This is a genomic window from Photobacterium sp. TLY01 (assembly GCF_021432065.1).
GTDB classification, from domain to species: Bacteria; Pseudomonadota; Gammaproteobacteria; order Enterobacterales; family Vibrionaceae; genus Photobacterium; species Photobacterium halotolerans_A.
The window spans coordinates 1,391,578-1,407,511 of the sequence record NZ_CP090364.1; the positions used below are offsets into that span (position 1 = coordinate 1,391,578).

21 protein-coding genes are annotated in these 15,934 nt (G+C 50.7%); 17 read left to right on the forward strand and 4 right to left on the reverse strand.

Annotated features, from left to right (window positions below):
- The first annotated feature begins 4 nt into the window (after nucleotides 1-4).
- From flgC to LN341_RS06910, 17 genes are all read left to right on the forward strand, one after another.
- The gene (gene flgC, locus LN341_RS06830) at nucleotides 5-442 is read left to right on the forward strand and encodes a flagellar basal body rod protein FlgC (RefSeq protein ID WP_234204498.1); all 438 of its coding nucleotides are present in this window, start codon (nucleotides 5-7) and stop codon (nucleotides 440-442) included.
- Nucleotides 439-1,116, forward strand: a complete 678-nt coding sequence (gene flgD, locus LN341_RS06835) for a flagellar hook assembly protein FlgD (RefSeq protein ID WP_120510661.1) — start codon at nucleotides 439-441, stop codon at nucleotides 1,114-1,116. Before flgC ends, flgD begins: the two co-directional genes overlap by 4 nt.
- Before the next feature lie 26 nt (nucleotides 1,117-1,142).
- Nucleotides 1,143-2,330, forward strand: coding sequence for a flagellar hook protein FlgE (flgE, locus tag LN341_RS06840; protein ID WP_120510662.1), 1,188 nt, complete (start codon nucleotides 1,143-1,145; stop codon nucleotides 2,328-2,330).
- Nucleotides 2,331-2,340: 10 nt separating this feature from the next.
- Nucleotides 2,341-3,072, forward strand: a complete 732-nt coding sequence (gene flgF, locus LN341_RS06845; RefSeq protein WP_046220750.1) for a flagellar basal-body rod protein FlgF — start codon at nucleotides 2,341-2,343, stop codon at nucleotides 3,070-3,072.
- A gap of 17 nt (nucleotides 3,073-3,089) precedes the next feature.
- Complete coding sequence (flgG, locus tag LN341_RS06850; RefSeq protein ID WP_046220749.1) at nucleotides 3,090-3,875, forward strand: flagellar basal-body rod protein FlgG; 786 nt, start codon at nucleotides 3,090-3,092, stop codon at nucleotides 3,873-3,875.
- Between the two features lie 23 nt (nucleotides 3,876-3,898).
- The gene (gene flgH, locus LN341_RS06855; protein WP_046220748.1) at nucleotides 3,899-4,561 is read left to right on the forward strand and encodes a flagellar basal body L-ring protein FlgH; all 663 of its coding nucleotides are present in this window, start codon (nucleotides 3,899-3,901) and stop codon (nucleotides 4,559-4,561) included.
- Between the two features lie 29 nt (nucleotides 4,562-4,590).
- On the forward strand, nucleotides 4,591-5,682 hold the full coding sequence (locus LN341_RS06860; RefSeq protein WP_046220787.1) for a flagellar basal body P-ring protein FlgI: 1,092 nt from the start codon (nucleotides 4,591-4,593) through the stop codon (nucleotides 5,680-5,682).
- Nucleotides 5,683-5,691: 9 nt separating this feature from the next.
- A complete protein-coding gene (locus LN341_RS06865; protein ID WP_046220747.1) occupies nucleotides 5,692-6,213 on the forward strand; it encodes a rod-binding protein in 522 nt (173 codons plus the stop codon).
- On the forward strand, nucleotides 6,213-7,586 hold the full coding sequence (gene flgK, locus LN341_RS06870) for a flagellar hook-associated protein FlgK (protein ID WP_234204499.1): 1,374 nt from the start codon (nucleotides 6,213-6,215) through the stop codon (nucleotides 7,584-7,586). Before LN341_RS06865 ends, flgK begins: the two co-directional genes overlap by 1 nt.
- Nucleotides 7,587-7,595: 9 nt before the next feature.
- Nucleotides 7,596-8,495, forward strand: a complete 900-nt coding sequence (flgL, locus tag LN341_RS06875; protein WP_234204500.1) for a flagellar hook-associated protein FlgL — start codon at nucleotides 7,596-7,598, stop codon at nucleotides 8,493-8,495.
- 15 nt (nucleotides 8,496-8,510) lie between these two features.
- A complete protein-coding gene (locus LN341_RS06880; RefSeq protein ID WP_234204501.1) occupies nucleotides 8,511-9,545 on the forward strand; it encodes a flagellin in 1,035 nt (344 codons plus the stop codon).
- Nucleotides 9,546-9,832: 287 nt separating this feature from the next.
- Nucleotides 9,833-10,195, forward strand: a complete 363-nt coding sequence (locus LN341_RS06885; RefSeq protein ID WP_234204502.1) for a GNAT family N-acetyltransferase — start codon at nucleotides 9,833-9,835, stop codon at nucleotides 10,193-10,195.
- Nucleotides 10,196-10,676: 481 nt separating this feature from the next.
- A complete protein-coding gene (locus LN341_RS06890) occupies nucleotides 10,677-11,045 on the forward strand; it encodes a DUF805 domain-containing protein (protein WP_234204503.1) in 369 nt (122 codons plus the stop codon).
- Nucleotides 11,046-11,060: 15 nt separating this feature from the next.
- The gene (locus LN341_RS06895; RefSeq protein WP_234204504.1) at nucleotides 11,061-11,603 is read left to right on the forward strand and encodes a DUF4157 domain-containing protein; all 543 of its coding nucleotides are present in this window, start codon (nucleotides 11,061-11,063) and stop codon (nucleotides 11,601-11,603) included.
- Nucleotides 11,604-11,707: 104 nt separating this feature from the next.
- Nucleotides 11,708-12,112: a DUF1801 domain-containing protein gene (locus LN341_RS06900; RefSeq protein WP_234204505.1), complete on the forward strand. Its 405-nt coding sequence runs from the start codon at nucleotides 11,708-11,710 to the stop codon at nucleotides 12,110-12,112.
- A 199-nt stretch (nucleotides 12,113-12,311) separates the two neighbouring features.
- Nucleotides 12,312-12,692 (forward strand): VOC family protein, encoded by a 381-nt coding sequence (locus LN341_RS06905; protein WP_234204506.1) that lies wholly within the window; start codon nucleotides 12,312-12,314, stop codon nucleotides 12,690-12,692.
- A gap of 123 nt (nucleotides 12,693-12,815) precedes the next feature.
- Nucleotides 12,816-13,094 carry a DUF4144 domain-containing protein gene (locus LN341_RS06910; protein ID WP_234204507.1) on the forward strand — a complete coding sequence of 93 codons (279 nt, stop codon included), beginning with the start codon at nucleotides 12,816-12,818 and terminating at the stop codon, nucleotides 13,092-13,094.
- Between the two features lie 73 nt (nucleotides 13,095-13,167).
- On the opposite strand, the gene LN341_RS06915 is transcribed toward LN341_RS06910, so the two are convergent.
- The 4 genes from LN341_RS06915 to LN341_RS06930 form a co-directional block, all read right to left on the reverse strand.
- A complete protein-coding gene (locus LN341_RS06915; RefSeq protein WP_234204508.1) occupies nucleotides 13,168-13,773 on the reverse strand; it encodes a hypothetical protein in 606 nt (201 codons plus the stop codon).
- 191 nt (nucleotides 13,774-13,964) lie between these two features.
- Nucleotides 13,965-14,600, reverse strand: a complete 636-nt coding sequence (locus tag LN341_RS06920; RefSeq protein WP_234204509.1) for a polymer-forming cytoskeletal protein — start codon at nucleotides 14,598-14,600, stop codon at nucleotides 13,965-13,967.
- Complete coding sequence (locus LN341_RS06925; RefSeq protein WP_046220737.1) at nucleotides 14,504-15,454, reverse strand: M23 family metallopeptidase; 951 nt, start codon at nucleotides 15,452-15,454, stop codon at nucleotides 14,504-14,506. Before LN341_RS06925 ends, LN341_RS06920 begins: the two co-directional genes overlap by 97 nt.
- A gap of 134 nt (nucleotides 15,455-15,588) precedes the next feature.
- The gene (locus LN341_RS06930; RefSeq protein ID WP_046220736.1) at nucleotides 15,589-15,900 is read right to left on the reverse strand and encodes a hypothetical protein; all 312 of its coding nucleotides are present in this window, start codon (nucleotides 15,898-15,900) and stop codon (nucleotides 15,589-15,591) included.
- Nucleotides 15,901-15,934: the final 34 nt, after the last annotated feature.

Here is a 15,934-nt window from a genome sequence, read left to right on the forward strand (position 1 = left end):
TACTATGGCTTTTACGGACATCTACTCAATCGCTGGTTCTGCAATGACGGCGCAAACCGTCCGTCTGAATACGGTAGCCAGTAACCTGGCCAATGCCGATGCAGTAGCCAGCAATCCGAATGATGCTTACAAAGCGCTGAAACCTGTGTTTGCCACTGTGTACAGCCAGACACAATTATCTGCCGACAAAGATGTGTACCCGAATGCGGAAGTGCGCATTGTCGACGTGGTTCAGCATGATGGCAAAGTGGATAAGCGTTTCGAACCGAATAACCCGCTGGCGAACGAAGAAGGCTATGTCTTCTATCCGGGCATCGACGTTGTGGCGGAAATGGCAGACATGATGTCCGCCACCCGCAGTTACGAGACCAATGTTGAAGTGATGGCCAATGTGAAAAGTATGCAGCAGGGCCTGCTGCGTCTGGGGGAGGGTAGCCGATGAGCTTAGCACAATATACCGCTTTATCCGGGGATAGCCCGACAACCACAAGCGGCAATACCGGTGTTCAGGCAAACCGTGCCAGTGATAACAGTGCGGATGCGCTGCAGAACGAGTTCCTGACCCTGATGGTGGCTCAGATCCAGAATCAGGATCCGCTCAACCCGCTGGACGGCACCGAATATGTCGGTCAGCTGGCGCAGTTCTCTCAGGTTCAGAGCACCGAGAATATGTCCAAGATGATGCAGAACAGCATGGTCTTGATGGACAACATGCAGGTACTGGCAACGGCGGGTTTAGTGGGACAGACAGTGTATGTCAGCACTAATGAAATGACCCTGGGTGAAGGTACCCAGAGCGGCAAGATTGAACTGGCGCACGCGTCTAATCAGGTGAACCTGCTGCTGGAAGATGACTATGGCCGTGTGACCAAAGTACCGCTGGGCGCACACGGCGCAGGCGATGTGGATTTCACCATTGACCCGGAAGCGCTGGAACTGCCTGAAGGAAACTACACAGTGTCGGTGGAAGTTCAGTCCGGTCAGACCGAGCCTAAGGTGCTGCTGGCCGGTCAGGTTGAACAAGTACGTGTTCCAAGTAACGGGGGCTCAGCCCTGGTCAATGTTGCCGGTGTCGGCAGCGTTCCTTTCTACCAGATTAGCCAGTTCGGCAGCTGATTTTCATACAAATTAACGAGGATATTATGAGTTTTGATATCGCGCTGAGTGGCCTGGGAGCCACCAATACACAGCTGAATACCATCAGTAACAACATTGCAAACGTGTCAACCACAGGCTTTAAAGAGTCACGTACTGAGTTCTCTTCTGTTTACAACGGTATTCAGGCCGGTGGTGTTGAAGTGGCTGCCATCTCTCAGAATTTTGATAAAAACGGTTCTGTGAGCGGCACAGGTCGTTCATTGGATCTGGCTATTGGCGGTAATGGCTTTTTCGTCACCAAAGACACCAGCGGCCAGGTGGTTTATACCCGCTCTGGCGTGTTTAACACTGATAAAGACAACTACATTGTCAGTAACACTGGCATGAAGCTGCAAGGTTATACCGTTGACGCGAATAACAACCTGCAATCGGGCGCTGTGGGCGATCTGCAAATTAAAACCGCGTCACTGGCTGCACAAGCCACTGATCGTGTGGATTTTGTTGCCAACTTCGATTCACGCGTGAATACACCTGCGGTTGCGCCATTCGACATGGCTGATCACGATACCTATAACTCTTCTTACACCACCAAGGTGTATGACTCGCTGGGTAATCCGCACACCATGACCCAGTATTTCGTGAAAACCGGTGCCAATGCCTGGGATATTCATGTGTCTGTTGACGGTGCTGCGCCAGCGACCACGCAAGCGGCCACGTTTAATACCGACGGTACGCTGGCAACCCCTGCGGCCCCTTTCAATGTTGCCTTTAACCCTGCCGGTGCTGACCCTATGAGTGTGGATATCGACCTGCTGGGGACCACCCAGTTCGGCGCCGATTTCGGCACCAGCACCAACAACCCTAACGGTTATTCATCCGGTGAGCTGACAGGCGTGCGTGTGGAAGACAACGGCATGGTATACGCCACTTACACCAACGGTCAGTCTCTGCTTCAGGGTCAGGTCATGCTGGCCGATTTTGCTAACCCACAAGCCCTGGTCAAAGTCAGCAACACTGGCTGGCAGCAAAGCTTTGGCTCTGGTGCACCGATTACCGGTCAGCCTGGCAGCGGTATTCTGGGCAGCCTGACGCCGGGAGCACTGGAAGGCTCTAACGTGGACCTGACCAGCGAACTGGTCAACCTGATGACAGCACAGCGTAACTATCAGGCGAACGCCAAAACCATCTCGACCACAGAGCAGCTGACTCAAGCGCTGTTCAACGCGATTTAAGGGTTAGTTGATGGATAGCTTGTTATACACAGCAACCAGTGGAGCAAGTCGGGTACTGAGCGCACAGCAGGTGCGCTCAAACAACCTGTCGAATGCCGATACCACAGGTTTTCGTGCCGACATGGAAAGAGCCAGAAGTTACGCCGTTCAGGGGCGCGGTTTTGACGGCAGCACTATGGTGGTGACGAACTCGGCCTCGACCCGTTTTGATGCCGGTGACATGGTGAAAACCGGCCGCAAACTGGATATCGCCATCAATGGCGAAGGTTTTCTGACAGTACAGAGTCCGGATGGCGGCGAGTCATACACCCGGGCCGGTAACCTGAAAATTGACCAGCAGGGCAACCTGACAGTCAACGGTTTTCCTGTGATGGCAGAAGGCGAGCCGATTGTGATTCCGCCGAACCAGAGCATTGAAATCAGTGAAACCGGCATGGTGACTGTGATTCCGCCGGGTGGTGGCGCAGAGCTGGAAGTCGGTCAGTTAAAACTGGTCAATCCGAATATTGCCGATGTTCAGAAAATGAATGATGGCTTGTTTCAGGCTCGCAACGGTAATGATTTCGCCGCGGATGCCACAGTGCGTCTGGCGCCTGAGCACCTGGAAGGCAGTAACGTTTCCGCGATTGAAGAACTGGTCAGCGTGATGTCGCTGACGCGTAATTTCGAAATGCAGGTGCGGATGATGAAGACCGCAGAAAAACTCGCTCAGGCTGGTAACCGCCTGTTGCGTAACGGCTAATAAGAAGGAGAGATCACATGCATTCTGCATTATGGGTCAGCAAAACGGGCATGGCGGCGCAAGACACTAAGATGACCGCCATCTCGAACAACCTGGCAAACGTTAACACAGTAGGTTTTAAACGCGACCGCGTTGTTTTTGAAGACCTCTTCTACACCATTCAGCGTCAGCCTGGTGCGCCGGTCGATCAGGTGAACGAACTGCCGACAGGTGTGCAGTTGGGTAGCGGTGTGCGCGTCGTCGGCACACAAAAAGTGTTTACCCAGGGCAATTCGCAGAACACCAGTCAGGAATTGGATATGGCCATTATGGGTGGCGGTTTCTTCCAGATTGAAAACTCTGACGGTGAAGTCATGTACAGCCGCAACGGCCAATTTCATGTCAACTCGGAAGGCCTGATTGTGAATACTCAGGGTTTGCCCCTGATCCCTCAAATTGAGATCCCGGATGCGGCAACCCGCATCAGCATCGGTGTGGACGGTACCGTCTCAGCGCAGGTGGCCGGGGATCCTCAGCCTCAGGAACTGGGTCAGATCACCCTGGCGCAGTTTGTGAACCCGGCCGGTCTGGAAGCCCTGGGTGGCAACCTGTACCGAGAAACAGAAGCCAGCGGCCAGCCGGATGAGCTGGTACCGGGTCTTGATGGTGCGGGCAGCATCAAACAGGGCGCACTGGAAGGCTCTAACGTGCAGGTGGTGGAAGAAATGGTCGATATGATCACCACGCAGCGCGCGTATGAAATGAACGCCAAAGTCGTCTCAGCTGCGGATGACATGCTGAAGTTTGTCGCGCAGTCAGTTTAATGCTTACACCGAAAGGAAATCCTATGAAGTGGCTGATTCCATTTCTCATGGTGTTATTGACAGGGTGCACCATGCGCCCTGAGTTCTCCGCACCCGAACCCGATGATGAAGCCTTCGCGCCACCGGTACTGGATTACTCTTTGCCGGAAGCGTCTGACGGCAGTCTTTATCGCAATAACTACATGATGACCTTGTTTCAGGATCGCCGTGCTTACCGGGTCGGTGACATTCTCACGATCGTGCTGGACGAAGAAACCCAGTCGAGCAAAAAAGCCAATACTCAATTCTCTAAAGACTCTGAAGTTGGCATCAGTGCGCCGGTATTTGGCAATTACACCGCCGATAATTTATCGGCTAGTGTGGACGCCAGCCGCGGCTTTGATGGTTCCTCACAGAGCTCACAGGGCAACAAACTCAAAGGCGCGATTACCGTGACGGTGAATGCCGTGTTACCCAACGGGGTGCTGCGTGTCCGCGGGGAAAAATGGCTGCGCCTCAATCAGGGCGATGAATTTATCCGCCTGTCAGGGATCGTACGTGTGGATGACATTAACCGCTTGAATCAGGTGTCTTCGCAACGGATTGGTGATGCGCGTATCACCTACTCAGGTCGCGGAGCACTGGCAGACAGCAACTCAGCCGGCTGGCTGACTCAATTCTTTACTAGCCCATGGATGCCGTTCTGATGAAATCGTTCAAAACTCTATTGCTGTTGATGGCAGTGGCGCTTTGGGGAGCTCACTCTGTCTCTGCCAACGCCTCCATTGCCATGCCGATTATGGATTTAGTGGATGTGCAAGGCATTCGTGGTAACCAACTGGTGGGCTATGGTCTGGTCGTTGGCCTTGATGGCACGGGCGACCGTAATCAGGTGAAATTCACCAGCCAGTCGGTCACCAATATGTTGCGCCAGTTTGGTGTGCAGATCAGCGAGGGCACCGATCCTAAGCTGAAAAACGTGGCGTCCGTCAGTGTGACTGCCTTTATCGATCCCATGGCAGGGAAAGGCCAGACAGTGAACATTGTTGTGTCCTCTCTGGGGGATGCCAAAAGCCTGCGCGGCGGGACATTGCTGCTGACCCCGTTGCGGGGCGTGGACGGTGAAGTTTACGCCGTCGCGCAGGGTAACGTGATTGTCGGCGGCGCCAGTGCCGAAGGCCTGAGTGGTTCGAAAGTGACCATTAACACCCCAACCACAGGCCGCATTCCTAACGGCGCGACACTGGAACGTGAAATCCCGACCGATTTCAATCAAAAGCCGAATATCACGCTGAATCTGCGCACCCCGAGCTTCACCACAGCGAAAAATATTGCCCGCGCCGTCAATAACACCTTTGGTTCGGGTGTGGCAACGGCGATTAATAAAGCCAAAGTCGAAGTACTGGCTCCAATGGATACCCAGCAGCGCGTAACCTTTATGTCGATGCTGGAAGAGCTGGTTGTCGAAGAAGGCCGCCGTCCGGCCAGAGTCGTCTTCAACTCCCGCACCGGTACTGTGGTGGTCGGCAAAAACGTGACTGTCAGCGCCGCTGCCGTCAGTCATGGCAGTCTGACCGTCACTATTCGTGAAATGCAGTCGGTCAGTCAGCCAAACGCTTTTGCCGACGGTGAAACCAAGGTGGTGAATAACTCACTGGTCGATATCAATCAGGACGAAGCCCCGATGTATATCTGGCCGGAAGGGACTGAACTGAGCACGATTGTCGATGCGGTGAACAGCCTGGGTGCGACACCGGATGATCTGATGTCAATTCTGCAGGCCTTGCATGAAGCGGGTGCGCTGAATGCTGAGCTGGTGGTTATCTAAGGAGTGGCAATGAAAATTGATGGTCAGGCGAATGCCCTGCTGTATCACGACAACAGTGCAGTGAATAACCTGAAATTTCAGGCGGACAAAAAACAGGCGCTGCATGAGGTGGCCGGTCAGTTTGAAGCCATGTTTCTGCAGATGGTGCTGCGCCAGATGCGCAGCAGCAGCGATGTACTGGCAGCGGAAGACAACCCGTTTTCGAGCAAAGAGCAGGGCGTTTTCCGCGACTTCTATGACGGCCAGCTGGCGATGGACATGGCGAAGCGGCAAAGTGCCGGTATTGCCGACATGCTGGTGAAGCAACTGAGCCCGCATGACAGCAGCGATTCGGCGCTCAGCCGTGAAAATCTGGCGGCCAACAGCGCCTCGCTGTCACCGGAGACGGGCAAATTTAACAGCGCCAGTGCGCAGGTCGCCCTTGATAAAGAACAACTTCCGGCGACTCAACGAGTGACAGCCATAAATAATATGGCATTTCAACAGCCGTTAATTACCAGGATTGATGCGAAAATGGAGCACGGATCTTAATGAGCATTATCAATATTGCATTAACCGGTTTGAATGCAAACCGTGTTGGCCTTGATGTGACCGCGCAAAACGTCGCGAATGTGAATACCCCGGGCTACAGCCGTCAGCAGGCGCAGTTTGCGGCGCTCGGTCCCAGCTCCGCTCTGGGAGTCAGCGCAGGGAATGGCGTGGAAGTCACCAGTATTCGTCGTATATCTGATGAATTTGTGGTGAGACAAACCTGGGCGACTCAAAGCCAGGCATCTTATTCTTCCCGTTATCTCAGTAATATGTCCCAGCTTGAAAGCGTGATGGGGGCAGACAGCTTCAATATCGCCAAAGGCCTGGACAACTTGTACGCCGCCCTGAATGATGCGTCGGTGAAACCCGAGTCTACGCCACTGCGTCAGCAAATCATCAGCGAAGCTAACGCCCTGACGCGCCGGTTTAATACCCTATCTGAGTCTTATTACGCTCAGCACAAAGATCTGAGTGAGCAGCGCACGGCGGCAGTTGAACTGAGTAATAGCCTGCTGGTCAATATTGCCGATGTGAATAAGCGTATTGTGGAAATGAGCTCGACTAATGGTAATCCGTCCCATTTGCTTGATGAACGTGACGCCCTGATTGGACAATTGTCTGAAATGATGTCGATCAAAACCAATCAGCAGCCGGATGGCAGTTTGCAGGTGACTCTGGCCTCTGGTCAGCCACTGGTATTGGGTGATCAGGCCTCTCAGATTAAAGCCATTCCTGATCCGTCAGATCCTTATCTGGCCGACATGGAAATCAATTTTTCAGGCCAGCGTTTCCCGATTAACGGTGATATTGGTGGTGAGCTTGGTGCAATCACGGATTATCAGGTCGACACTTTGCTGCCTTTTCGCCAGACCCTGGACGAAATGGCTGTTGCGTTCGCCGATGCCTTTAATAACACCCTGGCAACCGGGCAGGATCTCAACGGCAATCCCGGCCAGCCCCTGTTCAGCTATGATCCGGCCAGTCCGTCTTCAAGCCTGAAAATCACGGGATTGGATCCAGAAGAGCTGGCCCTGTCTTCAGACGGGACTCCGGGTAACAGTGACGTACTGACCGATTTAGTTGCTCTAAGCAACCAGACCTTTGCGATTACAGGGTACGGTAATATCGCCATCAGCGATACGTTTACCGCTATGGTTGGGGATACGGCGATTAAAGCACGGCAGGTCACTTCTGATGCGAAAGCGGCTGAAAGTCTGAATGCACAGGCCATTTCTGTCAAAGAAAACCTGAGTGCAGTGAACAGTGATGAGGAAGCTGCCAATCTGATGGTCTTTGCCAATGCGTATCAGGCAAATATGAAGGTGATCAGTACGGCGAATAACCTGTTCGATACTGTACTAGCTCTATTTTAAGGAATAATTATGCGTATCAGTGACACTCAATTCAGCCAGATGATGCTGAGCAGCCTGAGCAAAAACAATGTGGGTTTGGGCGAAGTGATGCAACAGATGTCGACCGGTGATCGTTTGACCAAATTGTCGGACGATCCGATTGATTCCATCAAACTACTAAACCTCGGTCGGGAAGGCAGCGCACTGACTCAGTATCAGGCCAATATCGCCAACGTGAAAACCACACTGTCAAGTCAGGAAGCGTATTTAGACACGGCAAGTGAAAGTTTAAAGAGTTTACGTGATCTTGTGCTATGGGGTTCAAATGGCACCATGACAGATGACGATCGCAAAGGCATTATGACGGAAATGGAAACCCTAAAAGAGGGTTTACAGGCAATCTTTAATTCGCAGGACGAAGAAGGTATTTATTTGTTTTCCGGCACCCAGACTGACACGCAGGCACTGACGGATACCGACACAGGTTATACTCTGAACGGCAATGCCGATAAGCGCTTGGTGACGGTGGCCAAAGGGGTGACGATGGAATCGAATGTCACGGCACTGGAATTGCTGGATTTGGGAGGCGGTGCCACCGTCTTTCAGAAAATTGATGACCTGATTGCCGAATTTCAGGTCCCGACGGCTAATTTCAGAACCGAAGTGAATGACACGATAGCTGCTATTGATAGTACGTTCGGAAATGTCCTTGGCGCGATGACGGAAATGGGTGGCCGTCAGAATAATCTGGATTTAATTGCAGAGGGACACGTCGATAACAAATTATTCGTTGATAAGGTCGACGGTGAGCTGAAAAATCTGGACTACGCAGAAGCGTCCGTCCGTTTGAGTAACTATCTCTCGGCACTTCAGGCCACACAGGCCAGCTTTACCAAGATTAACGATCTGTCATTGTTTGATCGCTTATAAGGAAGAGAGAACACTATGGTGAACTCTACTGCAGAGATTCGGCAACAGTCGATTTCACTGCTGAAAAATGACAAGGCAACAATTTCACCACCGGCACCCGCCGGTGGCTCTGTTTCCGCTGTTCAGGACACAGTGCAGACACAACGTCCGGCTGTCGTCAAAGGCGGATACACGGCAACCAGCGAGTTATTCTCGCAGGGCCAGCAACAAGTGACCCGGGGGCAGATAGCGCATCAGAGTCTGATCAGTGTCGGGCGTGATCTGCAGGGGATGAAAAAAATTCTTACGCAGATGCTGGGAAGCTCGACCGCGATTACCCAAGGCCGTGTTGACCAGCTTCAGCGCCACCACAGCCATCTTCAACAAACGCTCAATGCCGGTCAGTTTAATGGGGAACGAGTGCTGGACAGCCAGCTTCAGTTTCAGCCCAAAGGCGATCCCAAGCAAAGCTTTACTGTGAACGGACTGAATCTGGTACGCCAGCGTCAGCAAAGTGAGCAGTTGCACCTGACGGTACAAGACCGCGGGACCGCGCTGCTGACATTCGACGCCTCGCAAACTGATCGTCAGTTAACCCAGCAAATCGACAAAGCGGTCATTCCGCTCGGTTTGCGTGCGGCGGCAACGGAAAGCGGCGATGTGATCTTTTCAACCTCTCAGTCGGATTTCCAGACTTTGGGTCAGCATGTGACGATCAGCGGTCAGGGGCATCGTTACCCGGCAGGTCAGCCGAATCGTATTAAAGTGCAACCCGAGCCACAGGGCATTGAGAATATCGCACTGAAACTGGCCGATGGTGAGCAAATCCGCCATACCATGCGTCATGTCAATCAGGGGTTACAACAGGTTCAGAAAGGCCTGGATCAGCTGAGACATTTCCAGGCCGATCTGGACTCGAAAGTTGGCAAGGCGATGGCCGGTCAATCTGTTGAGAGTATTGAGTCCAAGCTGCAATCGTTGCAGAACTCCCAGTCTTTCGCCGCCGCCTTCCAGGTGGTCTCTGCTCAGGCGAACGTTCACCGCCATACCGTGGTTGCTTTGCTGAAGTAACGACTGTATTGAAACCGGTGATTTGCTGAAAAGCCGGAAGGGGAAACAAAGCTTCCGGTCAGAAAACGGTCTGCTGTGCAGGCCGTTTTTTTATGCATGAGAAGGTGTATCCGCCTGATATCTGCTGTCTGTCACTGCAAAAATCTGTGCAAAGCCACAGATATGCATGTAAATAGATTTTCAGTGGTGAAACTTTGCTCATATCAAATTAAGATGCCCGACAGAGACCTTATTACAAGTTCGAGTTAACAGGTCAGTCATGTTATGAATTTTAAGTGGCAATAAATATGGACATTTTAGTCAAACATATCGAACCAGGAAATCGTGAACATAAAAATCTATTTGAGTCTTTGTTCAGAGAGTATCTATCCAGTTTTTCTGTAGCGTTTGAACCTGCAGTCATTGAACAACTGTTTGCGTTACCCTATTTTCATGGTTTTATGAGTTTCATTGACAGTAAACCTGCAGGTTTTGCTGTTTGCTTTGAATCTTTTTCTACATATCGAATGCAGCGAGTCATGAACATTCATGACTTTATGGTTTCGAATCGCTGTAGAGGTCAAGTGGTGGGTAAGACACAACTCCATGCAATAGAGCAGTATTGTCGTGATAATCATTATCTGAAAATTACCACTGGAAGTGGCCGATGATAATGTTGCTGCTAAGAAACTGTATCGCTCATCTCACTACGAAGATTACAGGGTAGTTTTGAAAAGTCAGCAACATTGGCAAAAGTATCTCAGTGAGTGCTGATGATAATTTACGATAGGTTCAATCGCTGGTTTTACTGATCCTTTTATCACACATGGCACAACATGAAGTACCAAACTTAAGATTGGATATTCATAGAGTAGGGCAATCACGTTATCAGTAACGAATAACAATGTTCAGTTAAACCAGATAGAAAATCTTAAAAAACACATTAATTGAATCCTCTCGCAACTATAAGCTAACACTTTCGTTTGCGGTGGATTAATCATCTGAATCAAGCATTAATATTGCCTGCAGCTTGTCGCCCTTAGCTGTGTGTGGAACCTGTTTGATGACGACGGCGTGAATGATTGACCTGCCTTTCAGAATTTTTACAGGTTTCAGTGAGACTTCTATTGATAAAAATAAAGGTTGGCAGGTATGCAATATTATTTAAATGCGATCAAAAAATATGCGGATTCAGAAGGCAGGGCGCGTCGTCGTGAGTATTGGATGTTCTGCCTGATCAATGCGCTGTTAAGTTATCTGTTTTTTTTCATTGGCGAGGCCATCAAGGATGACTATGCACTGTTCGCAGTGTATACCAGCCTGACTGTCATCCCTTCGCTCATGGTTACTGTACGCCGATTGCATGATACCAATCGTAGCGGTTGGTGGATGCTGATTGCTTTTGTCCCCTTGATTGGCGCAATCATTGGTCTCAGTGTCATGATGGAAGCAGGGACTTCGGGTGAGAATGACTATGGTCCAGACCCGAAAGCGATGCCTGACTCAATTCAATATGTGTAAAACAAGGAGCGTGACGTGTATCAGAGAGCCATCGTTTTCATTGCTGCCATTCTGACTGTTTCGGGCTGTACAGATCGGGATGACACCTATGCAAACCCGCCGCAGCAAGTCCTGCAGCAGGTTGAAAGGTTACTGCCGGCCGCAGAACAGTATGTACGTGACAATGAAGCAGAAGCATTGGAAAAGGGTGTGCCGTTAAACGCAAATCAGTTGAGAATTGCTGCCAGGGTTGGTTTGAAATCTGCAAACAAGGTGCGTGTTTATTATGTCGATAAACTTCCTTTTCCCGAGGATCCTGAGCTGGCTGCGTTAGCCAAAAAGTATGGCTACAGTTCTCCATTAACGGGTGCCTATACGTATGGCTACGGTATCTGGATCAAACGCTCAGAGAAAGGCAATCAGGAACTGCTGGCACACGAGCTCATTCATGTCCGTCAGGCAGAGCAGATGGGCGTTCGGGAACAAACAAAACAGTACTTACTGCAATTGTTTATTTACGGCTATCGCGATGCGCCTATGGAGCTTGAAGCCTATCGAGAAGCCAGCCAGTACCTGTGAGCGCTGAATCTGTGATGGAAGAACGGGCTTCGTCGGCAGGTTGAACCACACTGAAATAAATATCAGGGAGTGATTGGTACTCAATGCCACCATCAGGAAAAGACATGGACGAGAGAGTAAAAGGCAAATTCGACAGTTATCCGGCTCATATCAAAGCTGTGATGATCAACTTGCGCAGTTTGGTGTTAGGTGTTGCTGAAACCCATGCTCTGGGGAAGGTTGAAGAAGCTCTAAAATGGGGCGAGCCCAGCTATCAGGTGAAAGGCGGCAGCCCGGTCAGGATGAATTGGTTGGAGAAGGCTCCTGACCATTACTTTCTCTATTTCAACTGCAATACCAGGTTAGTGGATACTTTCCGTGAAGTATACGGACACGCACTGTCTTTGCAGGGCAACAGGGCTATTGTCTTGAATGTTGCTGATCCGCTGCCCGAGCCGATTGTCTGTCATTGCGTCGAACTGGCGTTCAACTATAAACGCCTGCGTCATTTACCGCTGCTAGGTGTGTAACTGAAGCTAAATTGTGATCCGTATCACTGTGTATCGTGATGCCGTAACAGCAGCTCTTTTTGCAGACTATGCTAATGCATGCTTACGTTTGGCCGGTTTATCAGTGCAAACCTGAGTGATTCCCCATATGCGTGTTTTGCCGTCATCACTTTTGAACTGTCTGGTTACTTGTGCCGTCTGGTAATGAGGAGAATTCAACATGAAAGCTGTGTTTCAACCCGGTCATAATATCGCCATGAAGATACCTTCCCATGAGTATGAGCAAACGCTGCATTTTTATCGGGATATCATTGCCATTCCGGAACTGGCTCGTGAGAAAGACACGGATACACCCCGGTTTCAGTTTGGCGATAAAACGTTGTGGCTCGATAACGTCCCGGGAATCAGCCAGGCTGAAATCTGGCTCGAAATTGTGACGAATGATCTCGCCGCTGCTGCAGAACATCTTGCAAACCACAAGGTGACCCGATGCGATGAGATAGAACCTTTGCCGGAAGGATTCGCCGCATTTTGGGTTGCCAGCCCTTCGAATATTATCCATCTGATATCGCAATCTGACGAAGGCCGTTCAGGCAACTGACTCGGCACTTGCCTGAAGCACCTGAAAGCAGGCAATATGGCCAGATTGAATCGGTAAGGTGAAATTGTCATGGTTGTTTGGCCTGCAGTGTTGAAATATGAGGGTGATCAGGAGCTGAGTGTAGTGGCTGATCGCCAGACCTGGGAGTCGGATGCTGATTTGCATTGTTTTGGCTTTCAGCCTGATGATGTGCTGATCGATTCGACCGGGCAGGTGTTTCGACCTCTGAGCCTGCGTCCGGGCGAGACCCGTTTAGAAACGTCGGAAAAGACAATGCGCCTTGAGGATATAGTTGAACTCATCAAAGCGCATCAGTCTTGTCTGGGCGCATGTTGTGCGGCCAAGGTAGCTTTTGATTCTGTCGCAGAGGCAATTGATGCCTTATCAATGAATACTTTATAAAAGTGTACTGTAAAAAGGGCAGTCAGCGAGTACATGCGAACAGGCCAGTCAGCCGCTCAAACGGTTGCTGATTTTATTCCCAGCCGAACACGGCATCGTAGGTCTGGCAATTACTGACCAGTGTTTCCGTATCTTCAAGGTAGAGCTGCTGTTCTGCCGACACCGGGTAAGTCAGCCATTCTGAACACTGCGCACTCTGCCCATTGCCGATCACCAGTTTGCTGCCTGGCTTCAGTTCGCAACGGGTCATTTTGTCCAGCGGCGACCATTGATAGCAAATTTCGTAGCCTTCCCGATACTGGGCCACTTTTCCGTTTGGCTGGTTTGCCGCCCACCAGGCACCAAACTGGCTGTTGGGGTTGGTACTGTTCCAGGCCCGAAAGACAGTCAGCGATTCCCCTTCTTTCACTTCATAAACCTGTCCCTGACACAGTTTGCCTTGTGTCGGCTGACCCAGAGAACTGGCCAGTAGCTGGGGATCATCGACACGGTTGAGCTTACTGGCCCATGCCGCAGGCGGTTCGGTTGAACCGATACAGGCGCTGGCATCAAGGATGTCCTGTGTGGCGGTGGCAGGATTGGCCGTCTCAGTTTGTGCAGTGCTGCCCGGCGTTGATGTACAGCCTGAGAGCGTAAAACTGGCCATAAAGATAGCGGTCAGAGTAAGCCTTGTTTTCATTGCATGATCCTTATGTATCTCACTGAATATGTACTGATTATTGTACTTTAGTGGCTTGTTTTTCGGATTGAGTGAAAGCAAAGGATCAATTTGCGACGCAGATAACAGTTTATAGCTGGCAGGGAGTCAGCAGGAGAGTGGAGGGCAAACAGCAGAGAAAAAACCGGAATACTGGATTCCGGTTCTCGTGTTTATTTTCGGGCGTTGACTTGTTTTCTGGTATCCGTGACAGGAGTCGCCGCTGTTGATGCCGAAGACGCTGCAGGTTTAACCGCTGTTGCTGTTGCTGCTGCGGTTGCATTTGCTGCTACCGGCGCTGCGCTTTTATCAGCAGAGCTGGATGTGTCTGCTGATTTGAGCTGCGTTGGTGGTGTCAGTGGTGCGGCCTCTTTAGCGTTTTCTTTCTTGCTGAGTTCTTGTGAAGGCTCGGCAGCTTTGACCGGCTCCTCTTTGTTGATGGTGACGACTTTTTCCTTATCTGCCGGGTAAGTCTGGCCATGGAAGCAGCCGCCTCGCTCAATGCAAATGTCGTTGGTGTAGATCACGCCTTTGGCTTTGCCTTTTTCCAGGATCTCAATGCTGTCGGCGTGACAGGCACCTTCGTGCAAACCGTTGATGACCACTTTACTGGCAAAGATCTCGCCCGATACACGGCCTGTTGCGCTGATCGATAATGTCTGTTCTGTGCGGATACGTCCTTCAATGTAGCCGTCAACCTGGATATTACCACTTAGTTCGATATCGCCTTTGAAGGAACAGCCTTGTGCAATGATAGTTGCAGTTGAGTGCTTGCCTGTGCTTCCAGCACTTTTACTAAAGAGTCCCATTGGATGCTCCTCTCATGGTTAAACAGATAGTCAAAGTTGTCGGGCCCCCAGTTGATGAAATACTTGGGATTTAAAGCCCGACCCAGAAAACGAACCTCATAATGCAGATGGGGGCCAGTTGAGGTACCACTGTTGCCTGATAATGCAATTAAATCGCCTTTTCTGACGAAATCCCCGGTTTTGACTTTGAATGCTTTCAGGTGCGCATACAAAGTCATGAATCCAAAGCCGTGGTCAATTTTCAGCAAATTGCCGTAGCCTTTCTTGCTGGGCCGTACCAGCTCTACCACGCCATCAGCAGGCGAGTGGACGGATGTTCCTGTGTGCCCGCTGAGATCGATCCCCAGATGACGACGCTTGTTCCCGTAAACCGGATGGTTACGAGAGCCGTATGAGGAAGAAATACGCCGGTATTCCATCGGACTACCATTCGGTATCACCTTCAGCATGGCGACACGGACCGCTGAGTTCAGGGCTGCAGTATCGAGTCGGGTTTCCAAAGGCTGTTCGCCTTCGCTTTCAATCCCCAACACGTTTTCCAGCTCATTCACACGGCCAGAAATTTGTTCCAGTTCATAGCGCCTATCAGCCAGATTCTGTTCCAGCGACTGCCGATCGCTTTCCAGGCTCAGAATTTCATCTTTCAGCTCATTGGCATGCTGGTTTAACTGCGATTTTTCCTGTTGTGTCTGATCAACGGCATTCCATAAATACTGAATCGAGAATGCCATCACCACGACGGAGACAATGAACAGCAGCAGAGTCGCCATCAGGTTTCGCCGTAAATACTTACCCAGTTGAAAATGGTAAGACCCGTTAATTGTTGATATCGAGATAGTGAGTTGATCTTTCATTACGCTAAGCTCATTCGCTTTCTCTTACCGCATAAGGCGACAAGCTGGATGCAGGATTAACTCTAGCCAGGAAAGGATGATGCAAAACTGTGCTCTGTGGCATAAGTTCCTGAAATGTCCTGCTGCCTGTCCCGTTAAGCGATGAGAAAGAAAAAATACAAAAATAGAATAAAAGCCAGCAATATCGCGGCAAGCGTCGGGTAGATAATGTAAAAATCACCGCTGCGCCGGGCGCGTTTGAAACACAGATAGGAAAGCAGTCCGTTGTAGCCTAAAAGCAGTAAACTGATTGTCGTCCCTGTATTCAGTGTCATGCTGTGCATCCTCAGCAAAAAATGGCTGAGCAGAAAATAATCCAGCACGATGAGCCAGAGAAATAACTTTTGCAGACTGTCCGGCCGTCGTACGGGAGGGACAACTGCGGAAGAAGATGCAGCTCTTTTCATGGGTTAACTTCGCTAACGTTCTCCGGGCGGCAAA